Source organism: Shinella zoogloeoides, assembly GCF_033705735.1.
GTDB lineage: Bacteria > Pseudomonadota > Alphaproteobacteria > Rhizobiales > Rhizobiaceae > Shinella > Shinella zoogloeoides_A.
The window spans coordinates 741,021-764,950 of the sequence record NZ_CP131130.1 but is presented as its reverse complement, the minus strand read 5'-3'; the positions used below and the strand labels follow the sequence as shown (position 1 = coordinate 764,950).

20 protein-coding genes are annotated in these 23,930 nt (G+C 64.6%); 9 read left to right on the top strand and 11 right to left on the bottom strand.

The genetic code is table 11. The annotated features are described in order from the left end of the window. Nucleotides 1–45 precede the first annotated feature (45 nt). On the top strand, nt 46–1,929 hold the full coding sequence (locus tag ShzoTeo12_RS03720; protein ID WP_318911318.1) for an ABC-F family ATP-binding cassette domain-containing protein: 1,884 nt from the start codon (nt 46–48) through the stop codon (nt 1,927–1,929). A 194-nt stretch (nt 1,930–2,123) separates the two neighbouring features. Further along, a complete protein-coding gene (locus tag ShzoTeo12_RS03715) occupies nt 2,124–3,230 on the top strand; it encodes a TRAP transporter substrate-binding protein (protein WP_119259166.1) in 1,107 nt (368 codons plus the stop codon). A 259-nt stretch (nt 3,231–3,489) separates the two neighbouring features. Here ShzoTeo12_RS03715 and ShzoTeo12_RS03710 read toward each other — a convergent pair whose 3' ends face one another. Together ShzoTeo12_RS03710 and ShzoTeo12_RS03705 are read right to left on the bottom strand one after the other, a co-directional pair. After that, the gene (locus ShzoTeo12_RS03710; RefSeq protein ID WP_318911317.1) at nt 3,490–5,277 is read right to left on the bottom strand and encodes a TRAP transporter large permease subunit; all 1,788 of its coding nucleotides are present in this window, start codon (nt 5,275–5,277) and stop codon (nt 3,490–3,492) included. After that, entirely contained in the window at nt 5,274–5,849 is a 576-nt protein-coding gene (locus ShzoTeo12_RS03705; RefSeq protein WP_119259164.1) for a TRAP transporter small permease subunit, read from the bottom strand. Before ShzoTeo12_RS03705 ends, ShzoTeo12_RS03710 begins: the two co-directional genes overlap by 4 nt. A 248-nt stretch (nt 5,850–6,097) precedes the next feature. On the opposite strand from ShzoTeo12_RS03705, the gene ShzoTeo12_RS03700 reads away from it, so the two are divergent. Beyond that, nucleotides 6,098–7,024 carry a Gfo/Idh/MocA family oxidoreductase gene (locus tag ShzoTeo12_RS03700; RefSeq protein WP_318911316.1) on the top strand — a complete coding sequence of 309 codons (927 nt, stop codon included), beginning with the start codon at nt 6,098–6,100 and terminating at the stop codon, nt 7,022–7,024. Between the two features lie 39 nt (nt 7,025–7,063). Here the strand turns inward: ShzoTeo12_RS03700 and ShzoTeo12_RS03695 are convergent, their stop codons facing one another. From ShzoTeo12_RS03695 to ShzoTeo12_RS03680, 4 genes are all read right to left on the bottom strand, one after another. Next, nucleotides 7,064–8,356 carry an MFS transporter gene (locus tag ShzoTeo12_RS03695; RefSeq protein ID WP_318911315.1) on the bottom strand — a complete coding sequence of 431 codons (1,293 nt, stop codon included), beginning with the start codon at nt 8,354–8,356 and terminating at the stop codon, nt 7,064–7,066. 93 nt (nt 8,357–8,449) lie between these two features. Continuing rightward, nucleotides 8,450–8,851 carry a MarR family winged helix-turn-helix transcriptional regulator gene (locus ShzoTeo12_RS03690; protein ID WP_119259161.1) on the bottom strand — a complete coding sequence of 134 codons (402 nt, stop codon included), beginning with the start codon at nt 8,849–8,851 and terminating at the stop codon, nt 8,450–8,452. 100 nt (nt 8,852–8,951) lie between these two features. After that, the gene (locus ShzoTeo12_RS03685; protein WP_119259160.1) at nt 8,952–9,401 is read right to left on the bottom strand and encodes a DNA polymerase III subunit chi; all 450 of its coding nucleotides are present in this window, start codon (nt 9,399–9,401) and stop codon (nt 8,952–8,954) included. Between the two features lie 7 nt (nt 9,402–9,408). After that, entirely contained in the window at nt 9,409–10,899 is a 1,491-nt protein-coding gene (locus ShzoTeo12_RS03680) for a leucyl aminopeptidase (RefSeq protein WP_318911314.1), read from the bottom strand. A gap of 359 nt (nt 10,900–11,258) precedes the next feature. Between ShzoTeo12_RS03680 and lptF the strand changes: the two genes are divergently transcribed. From lptF to rsmA, 6 genes are all read left to right on the top strand, one after another. Then, nucleotides 11,259–12,443 (top strand): LPS export ABC transporter permease LptF, encoded by a 1,185-nt coding sequence (lptF, locus tag ShzoTeo12_RS03675; RefSeq protein WP_318911313.1) that lies wholly within the window; start codon nt 11,259–11,261, stop codon nt 12,441–12,443. Beyond that, nucleotides 12,440–13,519 carry an LPS export ABC transporter permease LptG gene (lptG, locus tag ShzoTeo12_RS03670; RefSeq protein WP_119259157.1) on the top strand — a complete coding sequence of 360 codons (1,080 nt, stop codon included), beginning with the start codon at nt 12,440–12,442 and terminating at the stop codon, nt 13,517–13,519. The genes lptF and lptG overlap by 4 nt, the downstream gene beginning before the upstream one ends. Further along, nucleotides 13,519–15,858 carry an LPS-assembly protein LptD gene (locus ShzoTeo12_RS03665; RefSeq protein ID WP_318911312.1) on the top strand — a complete coding sequence of 780 codons (2,340 nt, stop codon included), beginning with the start codon at nt 13,519–13,521 and terminating at the stop codon, nt 15,856–15,858. Before lptG ends, ShzoTeo12_RS03665 begins: the two co-directional genes overlap by 1 nt. A gap of 127 nt (nt 15,859–15,985) precedes the next feature. Then, nucleotides 15,986–16,927, top strand: a complete 942-nt coding sequence (locus tag ShzoTeo12_RS03660; protein ID WP_119259155.1) for a peptidylprolyl isomerase — start codon at nt 15,986–15,988, stop codon at nt 16,925–16,927. A 128-nt stretch (nt 16,928–17,055) separates the two neighbouring features. Then, nucleotides 17,056–18,093 carry a 4-hydroxythreonine-4-phosphate dehydrogenase PdxA gene (gene pdxA / locus ShzoTeo12_RS03655; protein ID WP_318911311.1) on the top strand — a complete coding sequence of 346 codons (1,038 nt, stop codon included), beginning with the start codon at nt 17,056–17,058 and terminating at the stop codon, nt 18,091–18,093. Then, nucleotides 18,093–18,920 (top strand): 16S rRNA (adenine(1518)-N(6)/adenine(1519)-N(6))-dimethyltransferase RsmA, encoded by an 828-nt coding sequence (rsmA, locus tag ShzoTeo12_RS03650; protein ID WP_318912366.1) that lies wholly within the window; start codon nt 18,093–18,095, stop codon nt 18,918–18,920. The genes pdxA and rsmA overlap by 1 nt, the downstream gene beginning before the upstream one ends. A 190-nt stretch (nt 18,921–19,110) precedes the next feature. On the opposite strand, the gene gmk is transcribed toward rsmA, so the two are convergent. The 5 genes from gmk to ShzoTeo12_RS03625 form a co-directional block, all read right to left on the bottom strand. Further along, nucleotides 19,111–19,770 (bottom strand): guanylate kinase, encoded by a 660-nt coding sequence (gene gmk, locus ShzoTeo12_RS03645; protein WP_119259152.1) that lies wholly within the window; start codon nt 19,768–19,770, stop codon nt 19,111–19,113. Between the two features lie 3 nt (nt 19,771–19,773). Further along, nucleotides 19,774–20,661 (bottom strand): YicC/YloC family endoribonuclease, encoded by an 888-nt coding sequence (locus tag ShzoTeo12_RS03640; RefSeq protein ID WP_318911310.1) that lies wholly within the window; start codon nt 20,659–20,661, stop codon nt 19,774–19,776. 195 nt (nt 20,662–20,856) lie between these two features. Then, on the bottom strand, nt 20,857–22,041 hold the full coding sequence (gene mltG, locus ShzoTeo12_RS03635; RefSeq protein ID WP_119259150.1) for an endolytic transglycosylase MltG: 1,185 nt from the start codon (nt 22,039–22,041) through the stop codon (nt 20,857–20,859). A gap of 129 nt (nt 22,042–22,170) precedes the next feature. Further along, entirely contained in the window at nt 22,171–23,433 is a 1,263-nt protein-coding gene (gene fabF / locus ShzoTeo12_RS03630) for a beta-ketoacyl-ACP synthase II (RefSeq protein ID WP_318911309.1), read from the bottom strand. Nucleotides 23,434–23,543: 110 nt separating this feature from the next. Further along, a complete protein-coding gene (locus tag ShzoTeo12_RS03625) occupies nt 23,544–23,780 on the bottom strand; it encodes an acyl carrier protein (RefSeq protein ID WP_097139127.1) in 237 nt (78 codons plus the stop codon). Nucleotides 23,781–23,930 lie beyond the last annotated feature (150 nt).

The window sequence follows — 23,930 nt, the reverse complement described above, 5'->3', positions numbered from 1 at the left end:
CAAAAGCGCTTCGCACTTTCGCGGGAATTGCTCTATAGAGCCGGCATGATCACGATTTCCGGCCTCACTGCCCGCGTCGCCGGGCGTCTTCTCATCGACAATGCCTCCGTTTCGCTGCCGAGCGGCACGAAGGCGGGTCTCGTCGGGCGCAACGGCACCGGCAAGTCCACGCTGTTCCGCATCATCACCGGCGACCTTGCCCCCGAGGCCGGCACCATCTCGCTGCCTAAGAACGCGCGCATCGGCCAGGTGGCGCAGGAAGCGCCGGGCACGGACGAAGCGCTGATCGAGATCGTGCTCGCCGCCGACAAGGAGCGCGCCAGCCTCCTCAAGGAAGCCGAGACGGCGAGCGACCCGCACCGCATCGCCGAAATCCAGACGCGGCTCACCGATATCGGCGCCCATTCGGCCGAATCGCGCGCCGCCAGCATCCTTGCCGGCCTCGGCTTCGACCACGAGGCGCAGCAGCGCCCGGCGAAAAGCTTTTCCGGCGGCTGGCGCATGCGCGTGGCGCTCGCGGCCGTGCTGTTCTCCGAGCCGGACCTGCTGCTGCTCGACGAGCCGACCAACTATCTCGACCTCGAAGGCACGCTCTGGCTGGAAGACTATGTGAAGCGCTATCCGCACACGGTCATCGTCATCAGCCACGACCGCGACCTGCTGAACACCGCCGTCAATTCCATCGTCCATCTCGACCAGCAGAAGCTCACCTTCTACCGCGGCTCCTACGATCAGTTCGAGCGCCAGAAGGCCGAGGCCGACGAATTGCAGATGAAGGCGAAGGCCAAGAACGACGCCGCGCGAAAACACCTGCAAAGCTTCATCGACCGCTTCCGCGCCAAGGCGACCAAGGCCCGGCAGGCACAGAGCCGTATCAAGGCGCTGGAGCGCATGGGCACGGTCGCCGCCGTGATCGAGACGCATGTCCAGCCCATCACCTTCCCCGAGCCGGAAAAGCAGCCCGCCTCACCCATCGTCGCCATCGAGGGCGGCGCGGTCGGCTATGTGCCGGGCAAGCCGATCCTCAAGCAGATCAATCTCAGGATCGACAACGACGACCGCATCGCGCTGCTCGGCTCGAACGGCAACGGCAAGTCGACCTTCGCCAAGTTCATCTCGGGCCGTCTCGACGCCGAGGCCGGAGCCATCAGGAAGGCGCCGAACCTCAAGATCGGCTTCTTCGCGCAGCACCAGCTCGACGACCTCATTCCCGACCAGTCGCCCGTCGAGCATGTGCGCCGGCTGATGCCGGAGGCGCCGGAGGCCAAGGTCCGCGCCCGCGTGGCGCAGATGGGGCTTGCGACGGAAAAGATGTCGACCGCCGCCAAGGACCTTTCGGGCGGCGAGAAGGCTCGCCTCCTCATGGGCCTTGCCGCCTTCGACGCGCCGAACCTGCTCATCCTCGACGAGCCGACGAACCATCTCGACATCGACAGCCGCCGCGCGCTGATCGAGGCGCTGAACGACTACGAGGGCGCCGTCATCCTGATCTCGCACGATCGCCACCTGATCGAGGCGACCGTCGACCGGCTCTGGCTGGTCAATGACGGCACCGTCAAATCCTTCGACGGCGACATGGAGGATTATCGCAGCCTCATCGTTCAATCCGCCAGGAAAGACGACCGGGACAAGACCGCCAATGGCGGCGAGGCGAACAAGGCCGAGCTGCGCAAGGCCAATGCCGACCGGCGCGCGCAGCTTGCACCCTTGAAGAAAAAGATCAACGAAATCGAGTCCCTGACGGCAAAGCTGCAGAAGCAGATTCAACTTCTTGACACCGAGCTTGCGGATCCGATGCTCTACGAGAAGAGCCCCGCCAAGGCCGCCGAGAAGGCCAAGCTGCGCTCCATGGCCGTCGACAGGCTGAATGATGCAGAGGAGCAGTGGCTGGAGCTCTCCGCCGAGTACGAGGATGCGATGGCGGGCTGACGGCCGCCCCGGCTTCTTCCTCGGAAACGCCTGAAAAACAGGCAGATTGCGCAGGCTGCCTCTAAGACGAAAGTCGTAGCGCGCGGCTTTCGCCTTCCCTCCTCGCCGGGTTGAAACGCCGGACCCGCCGTGGTTAGCTTCCGCCCGATGGCACGAAAGCGGGATGGGACCCGCTCGTCATTGGGAGGAAAACCATGGATCGTCGTTCATTCATCCGCAAAGCCGGTGTCGCCGGCGTCGGGGGCGCTGCCGCCACGATGCTTGCCGCACCGGCCATCGCCCAGAGCAGCCCCAAGATCAACTGGCGCCTCGCCTCGTCGTTCCCCAAGTCGCTCGACACGATCTATGGCGGCGCGGAGGTCCTTTCCAAATACGTCTCCGAGGCGACGGACGGCAACTTTCAGATCCAGGTCTTCGCGGCCGGTGAAATCGTGCCCGGCCTCCAGGCGGCCGACGCGGCATCGGCCGGAACGGTCGAGGCGGCGCATACGGTTTCCTACTATTACTGGGGCAAGGACCCGGTCTGGGCGCTCGGCGCGGCCGTGCCCTTCGCGCTCAACGCGCGCGGCATGAACGCCTGGCAGTACCATGGCGGCGGCATCGACCTCTTCAACGAATTCCTCGCGACGCAGGGCCTCATCGGCTTTCCAGGTGGCAATACCGGCGTGCAGATGGGCGGCTGGTTCCGCAAGGAGATCAAGACCGTCGCCGACATGAAGGGCCTGAAGATGCGCATCGGCGGCTTTGCCGGCAAAGTCGTCGAAAAGCTCGGCGTCGTGCCGCAGCAGATCGCCGGCGGCGACATCTATCCCGCGCTCGAAAAGGGCACGATCGACGCGGCCGAATGGGTCGGCCCCTATGACGACGAGAAGCTCGGCTTCTTCAAGGTCGCGCCCTATTACTACTATCCCGGCTGGTGGGAAGGCGGACCGACGGTGCATGCCCTCTTCAACAAGGCGGCCTTCGAGAGCCTGCCGAAGAACTACCAGTCGCTGCTGCGCACCGCCTGCCAGGCGACCGACGCGGACATGCTGCAGAAATACGACTACCTGAACCCGGCCGCCATCAAGCGCCTCGTCGCCGCCGGCGCGAAGCTCAGCCCGTTCAGCCAGGAAATCCTGTCGGCCTGCTTCGACGCCTCCAATGAGGTTTATGCAGAAATGGAAGCCTCGAACCCGACCTTCAAGAAGATCTGGGACTCGATCAAGGCCTTCCGCGGCGAGTTCTACCTCAACGCCCAGATCGCCGAATACAACTACGACACCTTCATGATGATCCAGCAGCGCAGCAACAAGCTGTAAGGGCTGGCGGAAGCAGAGACGGAAAACCCCGGGGCAGCGATGCGCCGGGGTTTTCGTTTGTTGCCATATTGCCGGAGACGGCAGCGCCCTGCCATGCCCCTCATCCGCCTGCCGGCACCTTCTCCCCGCAAGCGGGGCGAAGGGACTCTGCCGCGCTGTTTTCCTTCAACTACAGGCGAAGCATCGCCACGGCTCCCTTCTCCCGCCTGCGGGGAGAAGGTCGCGGCAGCGGGATGAGGGGCAGGCTCCCCCCGGCCCCTCAATTGAACGACGGCGGGCTCGACAGGTCCGTGGCGGGCTTCTGCTCCGTGCCGGGCTGGCCGCCTTCGGCCGGCTTCTCGCCACCGCTTCCGTCCAGCGGATTGCCGGCCGGAAGCTGCAGGCCGCCGGGAAGGCCGAGGCCGCCGCCGTTGTCGGGCAACGTCAGGCCGGTGCCGAAGCCGGGCACCTCGATCTTGATCGTCGCCGGATCGATGCCGCTCCCCTCACCCTTGTAGTGCATGACCATGCCGGGGAAGAGGATGGTGAGCGCGACCATGAGGATCTGAATGCCGACGAAGGGCACCGCGCCCCAATAGATCTGCCCCGTCGTCACCGGCTGCGTCAGCTTGCCCGTCACCTTGTCGAGATAGGGCACCTTCGCCGCGACCGAGCGCAGGTAGAACAGCGCGAAGCCGAAAGGCGGGTGCATGAAGCTCGTCTGCATGTTGATGCCGAGCAGCACGCCGAACCAGATGAGGTCGATGCCGAGCTTGTCGGCGGCAGGCGCCAGCAGCGGCACGATGATGAAGGCGAGTTCGAAGAAATCGAGGAAGAACGCCAGGAAGAAGACCAGCAGGTTCACCCCGATCAGGAAGCCCGTCTCGCCGCCCGGCAGCGAGACCAGCAGGTGCTCGACCCACAGATGCCCGTTGACACCGTAGAAGGTGAGCGAGAAGACGCGCGCCCCGATGAGGATGAACAGCACGAAGGCCGAAAGGCGCGTGGTGGAGGTCAGCGCCGAACGGACCACCTCCATGGTGAGCCGCCCCTTGGCCGCCGCCATGGCCAGCGCGCCGACCGCGCCCATGGCGCCGCCTTCCGTCGGCGTCGCGATGCCGAGGAAGATGGTGCCGAGCACGAGGAAGATCAGCGCCAGCGGCGGGATCAGCACGATGATGACCTGCTGGGCGAGCCGCGACATCATGTTGATGTTGAGCGACTTGTCAGCCAGCGCCACGATATAGATGAAGATCACGCCGACGGTCGCGCCGAGGATGTCGGCATTCTCGCCATGGGTCGGGGCGAGGTAGACATGGGCGGCATAGGCAAAGCCGGCTGCAACCACGAGCGCGATGGCCAGCGACGTCACGCCCGAGCCCAGCGAACGCGCCTCCAGCGGCAATGCCGGCATGGAATCCCGCTTCAGGAAGGTCATCAGCAGGATGTAGCCCATGTAGAGGCCGGTGAGAACGAGGCCCGGGATGAGCGCACCGGCATACATGTCGCCGACCGAGCGGCCGAGCTGGTCGGCAAGCACGATCAGCACGAGCGAGGGCGGGATGATCTGGGCGAGCGTGCCCGAAGCCGCGATGACGCCCGAGGCGATGGAGCGGTCGTAGCCGTAACGCAGCATGATCGGCAGCGAGATGAGGCCCATAGCGATGACCGAGGCGGCGACGACGCCGGTGGTGGCCGCCAGCAGCGCGCCGACGAAGATCACCGCATAGGCAAGGCCGCCGCGGATCGGCCCGAAGAGCTGGCCGATCGTGTCGAGCAGGTCCTCGGCCATGCCGGACCGTTCGAGCACGATCCCCATGAAGGTGAAGAAGGGTATGGCCAGCAACGTGTCGTTCGACATCACCCCCCAGAGCCGCTCCGGCATGGCATTCAGCAGCGGCCAGGAGAGGTTGATCGAATCGGAGAGCGGCGCAAGCTCCACGCCGATGACGAAGAAGAGCAGGCCGTTTGCCGCAAGCGCGAATGCCACCGGATAGCCGAGCAGCAGGAACACGATCAGCGAGACGAACATGATCGGCGCGAGATTTTCCGCAATGAACTCGATCATGCGCCCTTCTCCCCGGCAACGGCGTCTTCGAGGGGGGCGTGCGTGGGGTTGTAGGGCGTCGGATCGTCCATGTCGCCGCGCATGATGGCGATCTTCTTGACGATCTCCGATACGCCCTGGAAGGCGAGCAGCACGAAGCCGGCGAGCAGGATGGCCTTGGCCGGCCAGACGATGAGGCCGCCGGCGCTCGACGAGCCCTCGCCCGAGCGGAAGGACATCAGCACATAGGGAACGAGGTAATAGACCATCAGCAGCACGAAGGGCATCAGGAACAGGAGATGGCCGAGAAGGTCGATCCAGTGCTGCACCCGGCGCGAGAACTTGCCGTAGACGACGTCGATGCGGATATGCTCGTTCTGCGCCAGCGTATAGGCCGCGGCGAGCATGAAGGCCCCGCCGAAGAGGTACCATTGCGCCTCGAGCCAGGCGTTGGACGATGTGTTGAACACCTTTCGCACGATGGCGTTGCCGGCGCTGACGAGAACGGCGACGAGGATCAGCCAGCCAACGGCCTTTCCGATATTTTCCGTGATCGCGTCGATGAGCCGGCTGAGGACCAGCAGCGTCTTCATAATCAATTCCTCCCCGCCCGGCTTGTTATTTGTTTGGTGCCAGACAGAGTCAGAGTGCCGATTTCAAAGCCCGTTTCAAGCACAAAGCCCGGTTTTCCCGCTCTCAGCCGCCGTCTTAGACGAAAGGCGAATGCGGCTTTAAGGCCGTTGCACAAAGGATAGGCAGCGGGAGGCATCGCTGCGGCCTTGCTCCCGCCGAGGGTTCTGCTACAACAACGCCAAATCATCATACAAATGAGGGCGGAGCCATGTCCCCGATCAATCTCGCAATCGTCGGCGTCGGCAAGATCGTGCGCGACCAGCATCTTCCGGCCGTCGCGAAAAACGGCGACTACCGACTGATCGCCGCGGCGAGCCGCCACGGCACGGTCGAGGGCATCGATAATTTCAAGTCGATCGACGAGATGCTGGCCGCTGTCCCCGCCATCGACGCCGTATCGCTCTGCATGCCGCCGCAATATCGCTACGAGGCGGCCGAGAAGGCGCTTTGCGCCGGCAAGCACGTCTTCCTCGAAAAGCCGCCGGGCGCGACGCTTTCCGAGGTCGCTGACCTCGAGGCGCTCGCCGCCGCCAAGGGGCTTTCGCTCTTTGCAAGCTGGCACTCGCGCTATGCGCCGGCCGTCGAGGCCGCGAAGGAATTTCTCGCCGGCACGACGATCCGCTCCATGCGGGTGATCTGGAAGGAAGACGTGCGCCACTGGCATCCGAACCAGGAATGGATCTGGCAGGCGGGCGGCCTCGGCGTGTTCGATCCGGGCATCAATGCGCTTTCCATCGTCACCCATATCCTGCCGCGCCCGGTCTTCATCACCGCCGCGACGCTGGAATTCCCGGAAAACCGCGACGCGCCCATCGCCGCCTCGATGACCTTCTCGGACGCGAAGGGACTCGACCTTGCCGCCGAGTTCGACTGGCGCCAGACGGGCAAGCAGAGCTGGGACATCGTCGCTGGGACGGATGCCGGCGAAATGGTGCTGTCGGAAGGCGGCGCCAAGCTCTCCATCGACGGCAAGCTGGTGCACGAGGAGCCGGAGCAGGAATATCCGATGCTCTACAAGCGCTTCGCCGAGATCATCAAGGCCGGAAAGTCCGACGTCGACCTCGCGCCGCTTCGCCACGTCGCGGATGCGTTCATGCTCGGGCGACGGAAGTTCGTCGATTCGTTCTACGATTGAGATAAGGCCCGCCTTCTGGCGGGCCTTTCCGTTGGGCCGTCAGGCCGCGGCAGCGGCCGGACTTGCCCCCGGCCGCCTGAGCAGCAGCACCGAGAGCGCGGCCAGCACGCACATGAGGCCGGCGATCTGCAAGGCGGGCATGTAGGTGTTGTAGTCGCTCTTCAGGTAGCCCGCGCCGAAGGCGGCCGTCGCCGCGCCGAGCTGATGGCCGGCAAAGACCCAGCCGAAAACCAGCCCCGCCTTTTCGCGACCGAAATTTTCCGCCGCGAGCTTGACCGTCGGCGGCACCGTCGCGACCCAGTCCAGACCGTAGAAGACGGCGAAGACCGACAGTTCCAGCATGCTGAAGCCGGAGAAGGACAGGTAGATCAGCGAGAAGCCACGCAGCCCGTAGAACCAGAAAAGCAGGAAGCGGTTGTCGTAGCGATCCGACAGCCAGCCGGCGAAAACCGTGCCGAAGAAATCGAAGACGCCAATGACGGCGAGCGTGCTTGCGGCAGTTACGGCCGCCATGCCGAAATCGCCGCAGATCGAAATCCAATGGGTCTGGATGAGGCCGTTGGTCGAAAGCCCGCAAACGAAGAAGGTGCCGAAGAGAACCCAGAAGACCGGATTGGCGGAAACGCTTTTCAGGGTGATGAGCGGGGCAAGCAAGGTGGCGCGCAGATTGTGATCCTGCCGGGGCGGCTTGACGATGGCCGTCTCGCCATAGGCCGGCAGGCCGACATCGGCGGGATGGTCGCGCATCAGCAGAAGAACGAACAACATGGCGGCGGCGATGACGGCGACCGACAGCGTCAGCGCGGTGCGCCAGCCATAGGCCTCGGTCAGCGCGGCAAGCAGCGGCAGGAAGACGAGCTGGCCGGTCGCTGTGCTCGCCGTCATCAGGCCGACGACGAGGCCCCGGCGCTTCGAGAACCAGCGGGTGGCGACGGTCGCGCCCAGAACCAGCGCCGTCATGCCGGTGCCGACCCCGATCACCACGCCCCAGAGCAGCAGAAGCTGCCAGACCTCGGTCATGAAGAAGGAGACGACGATGCCGCTCATGATGAGGACGAGTGCGGTCGTCACGACCTGGCGGATGCCGAAATGATTCATGAAGGCGGCGGCGAAGGGACCGAGTAGCCCGAAGAGCACGAGGCGCACGGCCATGGCGGAGGAAATCTCGGCGATATCCCAGCCGAACTCCTCGTGCAGGGGCAGGATCATGACGCCCGCCGAGCCCATGGCCCCGGCGGTCGCCAGCATGGTGAGGAAGGTGGTCGCGGCAACCACCCAGCCGTAATGGAGGTTCCGGTCGGCCATCCATCTGGCGAGGTTTGCGGAGAACATGGTCGAAGTCCCTTTCCTGATCGCCGCCGGTGCGGTCGGGTTTGGAGCATCTGCTCAAAAATACGGGCAGATACCCATTTCCTGTCGAAAAAATCAGAGCGCGGCAAGAAGCTGCCGCAACTGCTCGGCGCCGCCCGGCCCGAGCCGCGATTCGATATCGGCCTGAACGCCGTCCCATAGCGGTGCCCCTGCCCCGAGGATTGCGCGTCCCTCGTCGGTCACGGCCAGCGTCGCCTCGCGCTGGTCCTTGCCGGGCCGGATCGCCACCAGCCCCATGCGCTCCAGCACCTTGGCGTTGCGCCCTACCGTCGAGCGGTCGAGTTCGACGCGCATGCCCAGATCGGTCAGCGATACAGGCGCCATGCGGTCGATGTTCCTGAGCAGGCTGAACTGCGCGATGTTCACGCCAAGCGGCGCCAGCGCCTCGTCGTAATAGGACGAGACCCGGCGCGAGGCCTTGCGCAACACGATGCAGTGACACATGTCCTTGGTCATTTCTCGGGTATATACCCACAATCATATCCGCACAAGACGAAAGGCGCATCGCACGGGGATGCGCGATGCCATCTTCGATGCCTCGGAAAAGGCGGCCGGATCAGGCCTTCTTCATCCAGCGCCCGTCACCGTTCTGCTGCCAGTAGGTTAGCTGGTGCCCCTCGCCTTTCAGGCGCTTCCAGTGCTCGCGCGCGGTTTCCACCTCGCTCTGGTCGTAGCCGTCGAACATGAAGATGACGCGCTCATAGGCGTCGAGCGGCGGCGGCGGCGCGCCGGCGACGAGGAAGCGGACGGTGGCGGCGTTCGGGTTGTCGGGCGTTGCCGTCAGCAGCACCGGCTGCTCTTCGGGAAATGCCTGCTCGTCGGTGCCGTGCGGCAGGAAGCTGTCCTCGCGGAAGGTCCACAGATGCGTGTCGAGCGCATCGCGGCGCTCGGCATCGCCCGCCTGCACGACGACGCGCCAGCCGCGCTCCAGACTCTTGTCGAGCAGCGGCGGCAGCGCGTCTTCGAGTTTGGATTCCGTCAGGTGATAGAAGAGGACTTCGCTCACCTCTCCCTCACCCTTCGTAATGGGCGCGCACGAGTTCGTCGAGCAGGCGCACGCCGAAGCCGGAGGCCCAGGACTGGTTGATCTCGTCGGTCGGCGAACCCATGGCGGTGCCGGCGATATCGAGGTGCGCCCAGGGCGTGTCCTTGACGAAGCGCTGGAGGAACTGCGCGGCGGTGATCGAGCCGGCATAGCGGCCGCCGGTGTTCTTCATGTCGGCGAACTTGCTGTCGATCATCTTGTCGTATTCGCGGCCGAGCGGCATGCGCCAAAGGCGCTCGTTCGTCGAAAGGCCCGCGGCGGTGAGGCGCGCGGCGAGCGTGTCGTCGTTGGAGAACAGGCCGGCATGGTGGCTGCCGAGCGCCACCATGATCGCGCCGGTCAGCGTCGCGAGGTTCACCATGAATTGCGGCTTGAAGGTCTCGTTGCAGTACCAGAGCGCATCGCAGAGCACGAGGCGGCCTTCGGCATCGGTATTGATGACCTCGATGGTCTGGCCGGACATCGACTTGACGATATCGCCGGGGCGCTGGGCATTGCCGTCGGGCATGTTTTCCACGAGGCCGAGGATGCCGACGACATTGGCCTTGGCCTTGCGGGCCGCGAGCGTGTGCATGAGGCCGATGACGGCGGCCGCGCCGCCCATGTCGCCCTTCATGTCCTCCATGCCGGCGGCCGGCTTGATGGAAATGCCGCCGGTGTCGAAGACGACGCCCTTGCCGATGAAGGCAACCGGCCGGTCCTTCTCCTTGCCGCCCTTCCAGTGCATGACCGCGAGGCGTGGCGGGCGAACGGAGCCCTGCGCAACGCCGAGCAGGGCGGCCATGCCGAGCTTCTTCATTTCGCGCTCGGTGAGGATGTCCACCTCGACGCCGAGCTTCTCCAGCGCCTTGGCCTTGTCGGCGAATTCGACGGGGCCGAGCACGTTGGCCGGCTCGTTGACGAGGTTGCGCGCGAGGATGACGCCTTCGGCAACGGCTTCGGAGACGTCGTTCGCCTTCTTCGCCGCACCGGCCTCGGCGGTGACGATCGTCACCTTGACGGCCTTGCCGTTCTTCGCCTCGTCGTCCTCGCTCTTCTTCGTCTTGTAGAGATCGAAGCTGTAGGCGCCGAGTTGCAGGCCGAGCACGAAGTCGGCGGCGTTCTTCCCCGTCACCGAGACGCCGGGGGCATCGAGATGGATCGCCACCTTCTCGGCGCGGCCGATCCTGCCGGCAGCGGCCCCGCCCAGCTTCAGCCAGTCATGCGCAACGAGCTTTTCCGCCTCGCCGAGGCCGAGCACGAGGATGCGGTCGACCGATGCGCCATGCGGCGCGAGAACATCGAGGCTCTTCAGCGCCTTGCCGGTGAATTTCGCAACCCCGGCCGCGCGAGCCACGGCGCCAGCCGGATCGACCTCGCCGATCGCCGCGGGCTCGCCGCCGGCGACCTGCAGAAGGATCGCGAGGTCACCCGCCCCGCGCGCCGTCTTTGCGAAACCGATGTCGAATTTGAAAGCCATGATTCACTCCGATATGGCCTTGCGGCCTTTTATTTCAGCCGCGCGGGCCACCGGAGCTTTCCGCGAATCGCGGGAAGCTCCATCTTTCGTTTCTGCCGTTCCGCGTGCAAAACCACCTTGCGCTTCTGCCGGAACGGCTCCAGTCGCATCAATTCCTTGTCGCTTTTGCGGCGCTTGGCAAGACGCGCCCGCTTGTTTAGAGATCGTTAAGCATGCTTGTTCGCCAGAAATTTTCCATCCGGGCGGACACTCTTCGCTATGGCGTCAGCCTCAAGAAAGCTTATATGCCCATTTGCAGTTCCGTTGACGGGCGCCTTGGGCGTGGACCGGAACCGCTTGTCGGACGTGCGGACTGAAAGATGAAACTGATCGAGCGCTATATCCTGCGGCGGGCGTCGCTCATGTTCGTCGCCACGCTCCTGCCCCTGCTCGGCATCGTCTGGGTCACGCAGGCGTTGACCAGCATCAACCTCGTCACCGACAGCGGCCAGTCGATCTTCGCCTTCGTGAAGCTCGCGACGCTGATCCTGCCGTCCGTCATTCCGATCATCCTGCCCTTCGCGCTCGTCATCGGCGTTTCGCAGACGCTGACCGTGATGAACGGCGATTCGGAACTGACGGTGCTGAATGCGGCGGGTGCCTCACGCGTCACGATCATCCGGCCGATCATGATCCTCGCCGTGGCGATGAGCTTCGTCTCCTTCGCCGTCGACAATTTCGTCGAGCCCTATTCGCGCATGGCCGTTCGCAAGATGATCGCGACGGCCCATGCCGACATGCTCTCCGCGGTCGTGCAGGAAAACACCTTCCGCAAGATCACCGACGGCCTCTATGTACAGGTTGCCGAACGGCGCAACGGCGGCGTCCTGCGCGGCATCTTCGTTGCCGATACGCGCGATCCGCGCTTCGAGATGGTCTATTACGCCCGCGAGGGCGCCGTGGACGAGAAGAGCTCGGCACTGGTGATGAAGGACGGCGAGGTGCACCGCAAGCTGCCGGACGGCAACGTCTCGGTCATCCGATTCGAATCCTATGCCTTCGACCTTGCCGACCTTACCCAGAGCGCCGGGCAGGCCAATATAAGGCCGAAGGACCGGGACCTGCCCTATCTTCTCGACCCCGACCCGGAAGACCCCTATTTCAAGCGCAATCCGGGCGCTTTCACCGCCGAGCTGCACCGCCGCTTCTCCGAGTGGTTGCTGCCCGCGGTCTTCGGCCTGATCGCGCTCGTCGTCAGCGGCGACGCGCGCTCACACCGTGAAGCGCGCATCCATCCTATGGTCACCGCGCTGCTGACGGCACTCTTCATTCGCTGGGCGAGTTTCTATGCATCGAACAATGCCGAGAACTCGATCGCCTTCACCGTGATCATGTATCTCATACCGCTCGTCACCGGGGGGCTCGCGATCCGCTATCTCGCGCGCAACAAGAGCCTGGAGATTCCGGCCACGCTCGGCGAACGGCTGGCGGCGTTGCGCGCAAGGCTGCTTTCGCGGTTCATCAGCCCGGGTACGCCCTCCGTCGGCGGGGGCACCAGCTCATGATTCGCACGCTCGGCCTCTATTTCTTCCGCCGCTACATCACCACCACGGTGTGGTTCCTGCTCGGCGTCTTCTCGCTGGTCTTCATCATCGATTTCAGCGAGATGTCGAACCGCGCCGGCGCGCTGCCGCATTATACGGTCTCGATCGGCCTCCTCGTCACGGCGCTGCGCATCCCGACGATCCTCATGCAGACGGTGCCCTTCGTCGCGCTGTTTTCCGGCATGGCCGCGCTGATCTCGCTCAACCGCCGTTACGAACTGGTCGTGACGCGCGCGGCGGGCATTTCCGTCTGGCAGTTCCTGCGTCCCTTCATCGTCGGCGCCTTCCTGTTCGGCCTTGCCGCCGTGCTGGTGCTCAATCCGCTTGCCGCCTGGGGCAACAGGAAGTCGCAGGAGCTCGAAGCCTCCTGGGGCGCGACCAATGCACGGGCCGAAAACACCGTTCCATGGCTGCGCCAGATCTACGGCAAGGACCAGGCGATCATCGGCGCCAAGGCGATGCTCGACGGCGGCACGCGTCTTCTCAACGTCTCCGTCATCCACTTCGACCAGGCCGGCGGGATCGTCCTCAGGCAGGACGCCGACTCGGCCACTTTGGAAGATGGTTACTGGCTTCTTAAGAACGTCCGCGAGACTCGCATCGGCGAATTGCCGGTTCGTCTCGACGAGGTACAGCTTCGTACCAACCTGAAACGGGAATTCGTCCAAGAGAGCCTGGAGAAACCTGAAAACATTGCGTTTTTCGAGCTGGGACGAAAGATCGAGGCCGCCAGATCCTTCGGCTTCCCGACCTATGCGATGCAAACGCAACTCCACTCGATGCTTTCGCTGCCGCTTCTCCTGGTTGCGATGACGCTGATCGCGGCCTGTGTATCGTTAAAATTTAGTCGGTTTAACCAATCGCGTGCGGTGATTCTGGGTGGAATCCTGTCAGGCTTCATGCTTTATGTCGTCACCGTGCTTGTGAAGGCATTCGGAAGCAGCGGTGTTGTTCCTCCGTTCGTTGCGGCCTGGCTCCCAGTGGTCGTCGCAATGTCCTTGGGCGCGACGATTCTTCTGCATCAGGAGGACGGCTAGTGGCGGCAGGCGACCGCAAAAAGAATCGGTGGTTGAAAGCCGCCCTGCTTGCAGGTGCGGCCACGTGCGCCCTCATGCCCGTCTTCTCCCTGCCCGCATATGCCCAGTCGCCCGATATCGGGACGATGGAGCCGAAGATTCCCGAAGGCAGCAAGCTGGTTCTCGCTGCCAACGAACTCGTCTACAACAGGGACAACGAGACGGTTGTCGCCCGCGGCGCCGTACAGATCAATTACGGCGGCTACCATCTCGTCGCCCGCGAGGTCGAATACGACCAGAAGACGGGCCGGCTGAAAGCCCGCGGCAATATCGAACTGATCGAACCGACCGGCAATCGCCTCTATGGCGAGGAGATGGACCTTTCGGACGATTTCGCCAACGGCTTCGTCAACGCGCTGCGCGTCGAGACCACCGACCTCACCAAGATGGCGGCCACCAGCGGCGAACGCGTCAACGACGAGGAGATGATCCTCAACCACGCCGTCTATACCGCCTGTACGCCCTGCGCCACCGACCCGACGCATCGCGGCGTCTGGGAGGTCAAGGCCGAGCGCATCGTGCAGAACGGCCGCACCAAAACGATCCGCCTCGAGCGCGCCCGCTTCGAGATGTTCGGCAAGCCGATCGCCTATATTCCGGTGCTCGAGGTGCCGGACCATACCGTCAAACGCAAGACCGGCTTCCTCTTCCCGAAGTTCCAGTATGCGCAGAAGCTCGGCTTCGGCGTGACGACCCCCTACTATATCGCGATCGCCCCCGACATGGACGCGACGCTGTCACCGACCGTCCTCACCAATCAGGGCTTCCTGATGGAGGCGGAATTCCGCAAGCGCTTCCATAATGGCCTGATAACGCTGCGCGCCGCCGGCATCCGGCAGCTGAACTCGGACGTCTTCACGGCCAATACGAGCGACCGCCTGGAAGACGGCTTCCGCGGCATGGTCGCCTCCACGGGTGAATTCAAGATCAATCCGCGCTGGGCGTTCGGCTGGAACGTGATGGCGCAGACCGACAACAACTTCTCGCGCACCTACGAAATAGGCGGTCTGAAGGACAAGACATACGTCAACCAGGGCTATCTGTCGGGCCTTGGCCGCCGCAACAGCTTCGACCTGCGCGCTTTCTATTTCGATGTCCAGGACGCCGATCCGAACGACGAAGACGAGCGCCGCCAGGCGATCGCCCAGACGCTGGACCACGAGTATATCGTGCCGCAGTCCGTGCTCGGTGGCGAACTCAGCGTGACGACGAACATCACGAACATCGACCGCGATCTCGCCGATACCTATACGACGCTCGGCGGGGTGGATCGCTTCCGAGGCCTCGAAGGCGGCATGACCCGCCTGACGAGCGAAGTGGAATGGAAGCGCCAGTTCGTGGTTCCGGGCGGCCTTGTTCTCACGCCTTTGCTGGCAGCGCGCGGCGATATCCATCGCCTCGATATGCGTTCGCCAGCGGGCTATGCTGGAAACTACGAGTCAGACAGCAGTGCCACCCGTTCGATGCTGACGGCAGGACTGGAAGCACGCTACCCGATCCTCGCGACGACGGATTACAGTACCCATCTCTTCGAGCCGATCGCGCAGATCTATGCACGCCCCAACGAAGACCTTGCCGGCAGGCTGCCGAACGAGGATTCCCAGAGCTTCGTCTTCGACGCCACGAACCTCTTCGAACGGGACAAGTTCTCGGGCTTCGACCGGATCGAGGGCGGCACCCGGGCCAATATCGGCCTGCGCTACACCGGCACGTTCGACAATGGCGTGCTCCTGCGCAGCATCATCGGCCAGTCCTTCCAGCTCGGCGGCGTGAATTCCTTCGCAACGCCGGACCTCGTCAATGCCGGCGCGAATTCCGGCCTTGAAACGGACAGCTCGGATTATGTCGGCATGGCGGGCTTCGACCTGCCGAACGGCATCTCCTTCTCCACCAGCGCACGTCTCGACAAGGACGATTTCTCGCTTCGCCGCTCGGATACCGCCCTGCGTTACGACGGCGTCAAGGTCGCGACGGAATTCGTCTATACGCGCATTGCAGGGCAGCCGGACTACGGTCTGGAAAACAGCGCGAGCGAACTCCAGAGCAAGGCCGTCTTCAAGTTCCACGATTACTGGTCCGTCTTCGGCTCGCTGACTTACGACATCGGCAACCATGTCATCTCACGCGACGGGATCGGCATTTCCTACGACGACCGGGATACCGTCTTCTCGCTCTTCTATGAGCGTGAGCGGGACAAGTACGACAACACGGCGAACGACTGGTCGATCGGCGCGCGCCTGATGTTCCGTACCCTCGGTGACATCCGGGTGGGGGATTCCACGCTCACCGGCTTCGAATAGCGTTCGCTTGCCGCTCTTGTCATCGTTTGGCCGTATGTATTATGCATCCGGGACAATAGACCGTTGCCGTCATGCGCTTTCGTGGCGTGGACCGGCGGGCGAAATGGATTAGGATAGAGGGACTGGCATGATGGGCAGACAATCTCTGGTGCGTTCCATGATGGTGGGCGCTGCGCTTGCAGCGGCTGTGACGATCGCTGTCCCGATGGGTTCCGCCGAGGCCGCCACCTCGGTCGTCGCCGTCGTCAACAACACGCCGATCACCTCCGGGGATCTTGAACGCCGCGTCAACTTCCTGAAGCTGCAGCACGCGAAGGGCAACCTTCGCAGCAAGGCCCGCGAGGAACTCATCGAGGAAGCGCTGAAGCGCGGAGAGGTCCTGCGTGCGGGCGCCTCCGTCAGCACCTCGGAAGTGGACGCCGCCTATGCGCGCTTTGCCTCCTCGAACAAGATGTCGCCCGACCAGCTCGGCAAGATCCTGAACCAGGCCGGGGTCGGACCGGAGCATTTCAAGCAGTTCATCGCCGTCCAGATGAGCTGGCCGCGCGTGGTCAATGCCCGCTTCGGCGGTTCGACCAACGGCAAGACGCTTGCCGAGCGCATGCAGGAGAACGGCGGCAAGAAGCCCGTGACGACGGAATATTTCCTCAAGCAGGTGATTTTCGTCGTACCTGAAAAGCGCCGCAACGCGATCCTCGGCAAGCGCAAGGCGGAGGCGGAAGCCTCCCGCTCGAAATTCCCCGGCTGCGACCAGGCGAAGGCTTTTGCCGCGACGATGCATGACGTGTCGATCCGCGATCTCGGCCGCGTCCTCGCACCCCAGATGCCGGACGATTGGAAGCCGCTGATCGAGAAGACGACCGGCCAGACGACCGGCACGCGCGTCACCGAACGCGGCGTCGAATATCTGGCGATCTGCAAGAAGCGGGAAGTCAACGACGACGTCGCCGCCGAGATGGTCTTCCGCGCGGAGGACATCGCCAATTCCAAGGGCAACAACGAGAACGACGAGAACAGCAAGAAGTACATCGCCGAACTGCGCAAGAAGGCGACGATCACCGAACGCTGATCCGGCGCTCCTGCGGGACGCTTCTCGAACCCGCAAGGGCATCATTCGATGCCCTTGTCTTATCTCTCCATGCATTCCGGCGGCAATCGCTGCGCACCATGCCGGAAGCGCTTTCGCGGCGGGGGCCCATGACGCAGACCAACACACCTCCGCTGACGCTCACCATGGGCGATCCCGCCGGCATCGGGCCGGACATCACCCTCGCCCTTTGGGCCGCCCGTGAGCGGCTCTCGCTTCCAGCCTTCCTGTTCATCGGCGATGCCAAGGTGCTGCGTGAGCGGGCCGTCCTGCTCGGCCTCGACGTCACCATCGCCGCGGCGGAGCCGGAAACGGCAGCTGCCGTCTTCCCCAAAGCCATTCCCGTTCTTGCCCGCGACTGCCGGGCGCCCGTCGTTCCCGGCGCCCCGGATGCCGGCAACGCCGCGGCCATAACGGGCTCGATCGAGACCGCCGTCCATCTTACCATGGCGGGGCGAACCTCCGCCGTCGTGACGAACCCGATCGCCAAGGCGGTTCTCTACGATGCCGGCTTCGGCTTTCCGGGCCATACCGAGTTCCTTGCCGATCTTGCCGCGAGGGCAACCGGCCGGGAGGCTCTCCTCCCCGTCATGCTCCTGGCAGGCCCGAAGCTGCGCGCCGTTCCCGTCACGATCCATATTCCGCTGAAGGACGTCCCCACCGCCCTCACCGAGGACCTCATCGTCGAGACGGCGACGATCACCGCGCGTGACCTTCGCCACCGCTTCGGCATCGAGCGCCCGCGCCTCGCGATTGCCGGCCTCAACCCCCATGCCGGCGAAGGCGGCGCGCTGGGGCTGGAGGACGACGCCATTGTGCGCCCCGCGGTCGAACGGCTGAAGACCGCCGGCATCGACGCCGTCGGCCCGCTGCCGGCCGATACGATGTTCCACGATGCCGCCCGCGCCACCTATGACGTGGCGCTCTGCATGTATCACGACCAGGCGCTGATCCCCGCCAAGGCACTCGGCTTCGACGATTCGGTCAACGCGACGCTGGGTCTGCCCTTCATCCGCACCTCGCCGGACCATGGCACGGCCTTCCCGCTGGCCGGCAGGGGCGTCGCGAGGCCCGACAGCCTGCTCGCCGCGCTCCGGCTGGCGAATACACTTGCCGCGCATGAGCGTGCAGCAGGGGAGACGGCATGATGGCGGCACTCGACGGACTTCCGCCGCTGCGCGACGTCATCCAGCGGCATGGGCTCGATGCGAAGAAGGCGCTCGGGCAGAACTTCCTGCTCGACCTGAACCTCACCCAGAAGATCGCCCGCACTGCCGGCCCCATCGAGAACCATACGGTGATCGAGGTCGGTCCCGGCCCCGGTGGCCTGACGCGCGCCATTCTCGCGCTCGGCGCGAAACGCGTCATCGCCATCGAGCGCGATGCGCGCTGCCTGCCGGCGCTGGCGGAAATCTCCGAGCACTATCCCGGCCGCCTGACGGTGATCGAGGGCGATGCGCTGAAGACGGATTTCGAGGCGCTGGCGCCCGGCGAGCCGGTGCGCATCATTGCCAACCTGCCCTACAATGTCGGCACGCAGCTGCTCGTCAACTGGCTGCTGCCGAAGCGCTGGCCGCCGTTCTGGGAGTCGCTGACGCTGATGTTCCAGCGCGAGGTGGGCCTGCGCATCGTCGCCGAAGAGAACGACGACCATTACGGCCGGCTCGGTGTGCTCTGCGGATGGCGCACCGATGCCCGCATGGCCTTCGACGTGCCGCCGCAGGCCTTCACGCCGCCGCCGAAGGTAACGTCCTCCGTCGTGCATCTGGAGCCGAACGCCAATCCCCTGCCCTGCGATGTCGCGGCTTTGGAGCGCGTCACCCATGCGGCCTTCGGCCAGCGCCGCAAGATGCTGCGGCAGAGCGTCAAGTCGCTTGGGGGCGAAGCGCTGCTGGCAAAGGCGGAGATCGATCCGCAGCGGCGGGCGGAGACGCTGAGCGTGGAAGAGTTCGTGCGGCTGGCGAACGCGCTCTGAGGCATGGGCGTGGCCCCTCATCCGGCCTGCCGGCCACCTTCTCCCCGCAAGCGGGGAGAAGGGAATATGCCGCACTGGTTTCCCGGATCTTTGACGCCCCGTGGGACAAGTCCCCTCTCCCCGCTTGCGGGGAGAGGGTTAGGGTGAGGGGCTATCCCGAAATGGGAACCGTGCGATCGGCACTGACCCGTTAGAGAACCGGCTTTTCCGTCACCAGATTCGTCACGAAATCGAAGAGCCCGTGCCGCCGGTCGCGGCGCAGGCGCTCGGCTTTCACGATGCTCTGCACGGCATCGAAGGCGACGGAGAGGTCGTCGTTGAGGATGACGTAGTCATATTCGCGCCAATGCTCGATCTCGGCGCGGGAATTGGCGAGGCGGGTCTGGATGACCTCTTCCGTGTCCTCCGCGCGGCGGTGCAGGCGCGATTGCAGCTCGGTCATCGACGGCGGCAGGATGAAGATCGAGACGACGTCGGCCGGCATCTTCTCCTGAAGCTGCTGGGCGCCCTGCCAGTCGATGTCGAAGAGCATGTCCCGGCCGGCGGACATCGCCTCTTCCACCGGCTCGCGCGGCGTGCCGTAGAAATTGCCGTGCACCTCGGCCCATTCGAGCAGAGAATCAGAGTCGCGGCGAAGTTCGAATTCACGCTTGGAAATGAAGTGATAGTGCCGGCCGGCGATCTCGCTGGCGCGGCGCTGGCGCGTCGTCACGCTGACCGACAGGCTGAGGCCGGGATCGGCCTCCAGCAGGTTGCGCGCGATGGTCGACTTGCCCGCGCCCGACGGCGAGGAGATGACGAGCATGAGCCCGCGGCGCTCGATATGGATCTCTTTCGACGGTTCGGCCATGGCCTACTCCAAATTCTGGACCTGTTCCCTGAACTGGTCGATGACCACCTTCAGCTCGATGCCTGCAGCCGTTACAGCAGCAGCGTTCGACTTGGAACAGATCGTATTCGATTCCCGGTTAAATTCCTGTGCGAGAAAATCGAGCTTGCGGCCGATGGGGCCGCCTGCGGCGATGAGTTCGCGCGCGGCCGCAACATGGGCCTTCAGCCGGTCGATCTCCTCACGCAGGTCCGCCTTGGTGGCGAGCAGCGCCGCTTCCTGGTGCAGCCGGTCTCGGTCGAGCGCGCTCGCGCCCTGCAGCAGCATGGCGACCTGCCCGGCCAGCCGCTCGGCGATTGCCGTCACGCTACGCGAAGGGTCGGCCTCGACCACCTCCGTCAATGCCTCGATGCGGGCGACCTGGCCGAGCAGGATGCCGGAGAGCGCGCTTCCTTCCTTGCGCCGCATGTCGGCAAGACGGCGGACCGCCTCGACAAAGCCCTCCCGGATGTCGCCATCCCGCGCCGCGCGCTCGTCCTCGCTCTCCTCCGCCTCGCGGAAGTCCACGATGCCGCGGACGGAGAGCAGCGTATCGAGCTTGATCGGAGCGGGATCGATGGTGCCGGCAAGCTGGTCGCGCAGGGCAAGGACGGCGGCCAGCGCGCCCTGGTTCACGACGGCCTCGATATCCGCTTCGCTGACGCTGGTGGCAAGGCCGACCTGCAGATTGCCGCGCGAGAAGGCTTCGCCGGCAAGGCGCCGCACATCCGCTTCCAGCGCCTCGAAGCCGGGCGGCAGGCGCAGGCGCATGTCGAGCCCCTTGCCGTTCACCGAACGCAGTTCCCACGCCCAGCGGGTGCGTCCGCTGGTTCCCTCGACCCGCGCAAAGCCGGTCATCGATTGCAATGTCATGTCAGCCTCCAGTGGCGGCCCGCCCGGGCGGACCTGCCGGATACGCGCAGCGTGCCCGGTATTGGATATCCAAAGTGAAACAGTTTCCCGGCCTTGAAAACCGGCAAGCGGGCGGAAGCGGCAGCGATCCACATCAAAGGTGGCGCAGATACGAAGAGGCCCCGGAAAACCGGGGCCTTTTGCGAAATCCCGCCCTTACTGGGCGGTGGTCGTGCCCTGCGTTTCCTTGGCGGCGTCGGCCGCCTTCTCCGCTTCCAGCTTACGCCAGCGCCGGACATTCTGGTTGTGCTCGTCCAGCGTCTCGGCGAAGACATGGCCGCCGGTGCCGTCGGCGACGAAGTAGAGGTCTGCGGTGCGCGAGGGATTGGCGACGGCTTCCAGCGCCGCGCGGCCGGGATTGGCGATCGGCGTCGGCGGCAGGCCCTTGATGATATAGGTGTTGAACGGCGTCTTCTTCTCGAGGTCCGACTGGAAGATCGGGCGGTCGGCGGGCTTACCCTCGCCGCCGAACATGCCGTAGATGATCGTCGGGTCCGACTGCAGGCGCATGCCCTTTTCGAGACGGTTGAGGAACACCGAGGCCACGCGCGAGCGCTCGTCGGCCCGGCCGGTTTCCTTCTCGACGATGGAGGCGAGCGTGACGAATTCCTCACGGGTGGTGATCGGCAGATTGTCGTCGCGGCGCTGCCAGATCTGGTCGATCAGCGCCTTCTGCGCATCGAGCATCTGGTGCAGGATATCGGCGCGCTTCGTGCCGCGCGAGAACTTGTAGGTGTCCGTCATCAGCGAGCCTTCCGGCGGCAGCTCGGCCGGCAGGTCGCCTTCCAGCACCGGATCCTCGGTGAGGCGCTTGAACACCTGCTTGACCGTCAGGCCTTCCGGCACGGAGACGCTGTAGAGGATCGACTTGCCGGATTTCAGCAGCTCGACGATCTCGCGCATGGAGGCGCCGGCCTTGATCTCGTATTCACCGGCCTTCAGCGTCTCGCCGTCGAGATAGACGCGCGAGAGCACGCGGAAGACGCGGCTGTCGCTGATGATGTTGTTGCGTTCGAGATTGGCGGCGATCTCGTTGGTGCCGGCGCCGCCGCGAACGATGAAGTTCGTGTTGGCGGTCAGGGGACCGGCTTCCTCATAGCTCTTGATGCCGTAATAGAAGATGCCGACGCCGATGAGCGTGGCGAAGACGACCACGGTCATGACGAAATTCAGAAAGATGACGACCTGGCTGCGCGCCTTGCGCGACCGGCGGCGGCTCGGCGGTTCGGGCACCTGCTCGGGGCGCAGGGCCTCATTGGCGGACTTCGGAATGATGCGGGGCTGGCCGGAGGCCTCGCCGCGTCCGAATTGCGTCTCGCCGGAATCGTTCGTGTCGCTCACGGACTGTCCTCATGGGTTCGGGCATTGCTCGACGTCTTCCAGCAGAGCAATGCGGCAAAAGCGGGATCAAGCCGCTCTTCTCATTCGGTTGTGCGGGCGCGCCGGGACGACATGGCGTCCCGGACGGGATCAGGCGTCGTAGCGCTTGAGAACCAGCGATGCGTTCGTTCCGCCGAAGCCGAACGAATTGGACAGCGCCACGTTGATCTCGCGCTTGCGGGCCTTGTGGGGCACCAGGTCGATCGCCGTCTCGACGTCAGGATTGTCGAGGTTGAGCGTCGGCGGCGCGATATTGTCACGGATCGCCAGCGCCGTGAAGATCGCCTCGACGGCACCGGCGGCACCCAGAAGGTGGCCGATGGCGGACTTGGTGGACGACATGGAGATACGGGAGGCCGCATCGCCGACGAGCCGTTCCACCGCGCCGAGCTCGATCGTGTCGGCCATGGTGGAGGTGCCGTGCGCGTTGATATAGTCGACTTCGCTGGCCGGAATGCCGGCGCGCTTCAGCGCCATGGTCATGCAGCGGAAGGCGCCGTCGCCGTCCTCGGACGGTGCGGTGATGTGGAATGCGTCGCCCGAAAGGCCGTAGCCGACGACCTCGGCATAGATCTTCGCGCCGCGCGCCTTGGCGTGCTCCAGCTCTTCGAGAACGACGATGCCGGCGCCCTCGCCCATGACGAAACCGTCGCGATCGCGGTCATAGGGACGCGAAGCGGCGGTCGGATCGTCGTTGCGGGCGGTGGACAGCGCCTTGCAGGCGGCAAAGCCGGCGAGCGAGATGCGGCAGATCGGCGATTCGGCGCCGCCGGCCACCATGACGTCGGCATCGCCGAGCGCGATCAGGCGGCTGGCATCGCCGATGGCGTGCGCGCCGGTCGAACAGGCCGTGACGACGGAATGGTTCGGGCCGCGCAGCTTGTGCTTGATCGAGACCTGGCCGGAGGCGAGGTTGATCAGGCGGCCGGGAATGAAGAAGGGCGAGATGCGGCGCGGGCCCTTGTCGCGCAGCGTGTAGCCGGCCTCGACGATGCCCTCGAGGCCGCCGATGCCGGAGCCGATGAGCACGCCGGTCGCGATCTGGTCCTCGTCGGTCTTCGGATGCCAGCCGGCATCTTCGAGCGCCATGTCGGCGGCTGCGACGGCATAGGTGATGAACGGATCGACCTTGCGCTGTTCCTTGGGTTCCATCCACTGGTCGGCATTGTAGGTGCCGTCGGAACCGTCGCCGAGCGGGATGGAGCAGGCGATCTTCGCGGGAAGGTCCTCGACCTCGAAGGCGGTTACCCTGGCGGCGGCGCTGCGGCCCTCCAGAAGCCGGCTCCAGGTCACTTCGGTGCCACAGCCAAGCGGGGATACCATGCCGGTACCCGTGATAACGACACGCCTCATCGTCCGTGATCCACCCTTATATTCTTATAATCCATTGCCTCGTGGAGAGGTGCGGCCTCCCGGACGGAGACCGGGACGGGCCGCCGCAGGGCGGCCCGTCGGCAGTCAGATCAGGCCTGGGCCTTCTCGATGAACTTGACGGCGTCGCCGACCGTCAGGATCGAGTCAGCGGCATCGTCCGGGATCTCGACGCCGAATTCTTCTTCGAACGCCATGACCAGTTCGACGGTGTCGAGCGAGTCCGCGCCAAGATCATCGATGAAGCTTGCGCCTTCGCTGACCTTATCGGCGTCAACACCCAGATGATCAATGACAATTTTCTTTACGCGTTCTGCGATATCGCTCATGTCGGATTCCTCGACCTTTGTTTTTGATCGGCGCCTTTCACGGCACCGGACACTCAACACGCCCGATGTGCCTCAAGAACACATCCGGCAAACCCTTCAACCGGCAATGCGGGATCGACGATCCTTTTGCGTATCGCCCGATCGCTCAGG

Excerpts from the sequence above, each read along its gene's own strand:
- ShzoTeo12_RS03720 (WP_318911318.1), top strand. The coding sequence starts at position 46 with ATGATCACGATTTCCGGCCTCACTGCCCGCGTCGCCGGGCGTCTTCTC.
- ShzoTeo12_RS03715 (WP_119259166.1), top strand. The coding sequence starts at position 2,124 with ATGGATCGTCGTTCATTCATCCGCAAAGCCGGTGTCGCCGGCGTCGGG.
- ShzoTeo12_RS03710 (WP_318911317.1), bottom strand. The coding sequence starts at position 5,277 with ATGATCGAGTTCATTGCGGAAAATCTCGCGCCGATCATGTTCGTCTCG.
- ShzoTeo12_RS03705 (WP_119259164.1), bottom strand. The coding sequence starts at position 5,849 with ATGAAGACGCTGCTGGTCCTCAGCCGGCTCATCGACGCGATCACGGAA.
- ShzoTeo12_RS03700 (WP_318911316.1), top strand. The coding sequence starts at position 6,098 with ATGTCCCCGATCAATCTCGCAATCGTCGGCGTCGGCAAGATCGTGCGC.
- ShzoTeo12_RS03695 (WP_318911315.1), bottom strand. The coding sequence starts at position 8,356 with ATGTTCTCCGCAAACCTCGCCAGATGGATGGCCGACCGGAACCTCCAT.
- ShzoTeo12_RS03690 (WP_119259161.1), bottom strand. The coding sequence starts at position 8,851 with ATGACCAAGGACATGTGTCACTGCATCGTGTTGCGCAAGGCCTCGCGC.
- ShzoTeo12_RS03680 (WP_318911314.1), bottom strand. The coding sequence starts at position 10,899 with ATGGCTTTCAAATTCGACATCGGTTTCGCAAAGACGGCGCGCGGGGCG.
- lptF (WP_318911313.1), top strand. The coding sequence starts at position 11,259 with ATGAAACTGATCGAGCGCTATATCCTGCGGCGGGCGTCGCTCATGTTC.
- lptG (WP_119259157.1), top strand. The coding sequence starts at position 12,440 with ATGATTCGCACGCTCGGCCTCTATTTCTTCCGCCGCTACATCACCACC.
- ShzoTeo12_RS03660 (WP_119259155.1), top strand. The coding sequence starts at position 15,986 with ATGATGGGCAGACAATCTCTGGTGCGTTCCATGATGGTGGGCGCTGCG.
- pdxA (WP_318911311.1), top strand. The coding sequence starts at position 17,056 with ATGACGCAGACCAACACACCTCCGCTGACGCTCACCATGGGCGATCCC.
- rsmA (WP_318912366.1), top strand. The coding sequence starts at position 18,093 with ATGGCGGCACTCGACGGACTTCCGCCGCTGCGCGACGTCATCCAGCGG.
- gmk (WP_119259152.1), bottom strand. The coding sequence starts at position 19,770 with ATGGCCGAACCGTCGAAAGAGATCCATATCGAGCGCCGCGGGCTCATG.
- ShzoTeo12_RS03640 (WP_318911310.1), bottom strand. The coding sequence starts at position 20,661 with ATGACATTGCAATCGATGACCGGCTTTGCGCGGGTCGAGGGAACCAGC.
- fabF (WP_318911309.1), bottom strand. The coding sequence starts at position 23,433 with ATGAGGCGTGTCGTTATCACGGGTACCGGCATGGTATCCCCGCTTGGC.
- ShzoTeo12_RS03625 (WP_097139127.1), bottom strand. The coding sequence starts at position 23,780 with ATGAGCGATATCGCAGAACGCGTAAAGAAAATTGTCATTGATCATCTG.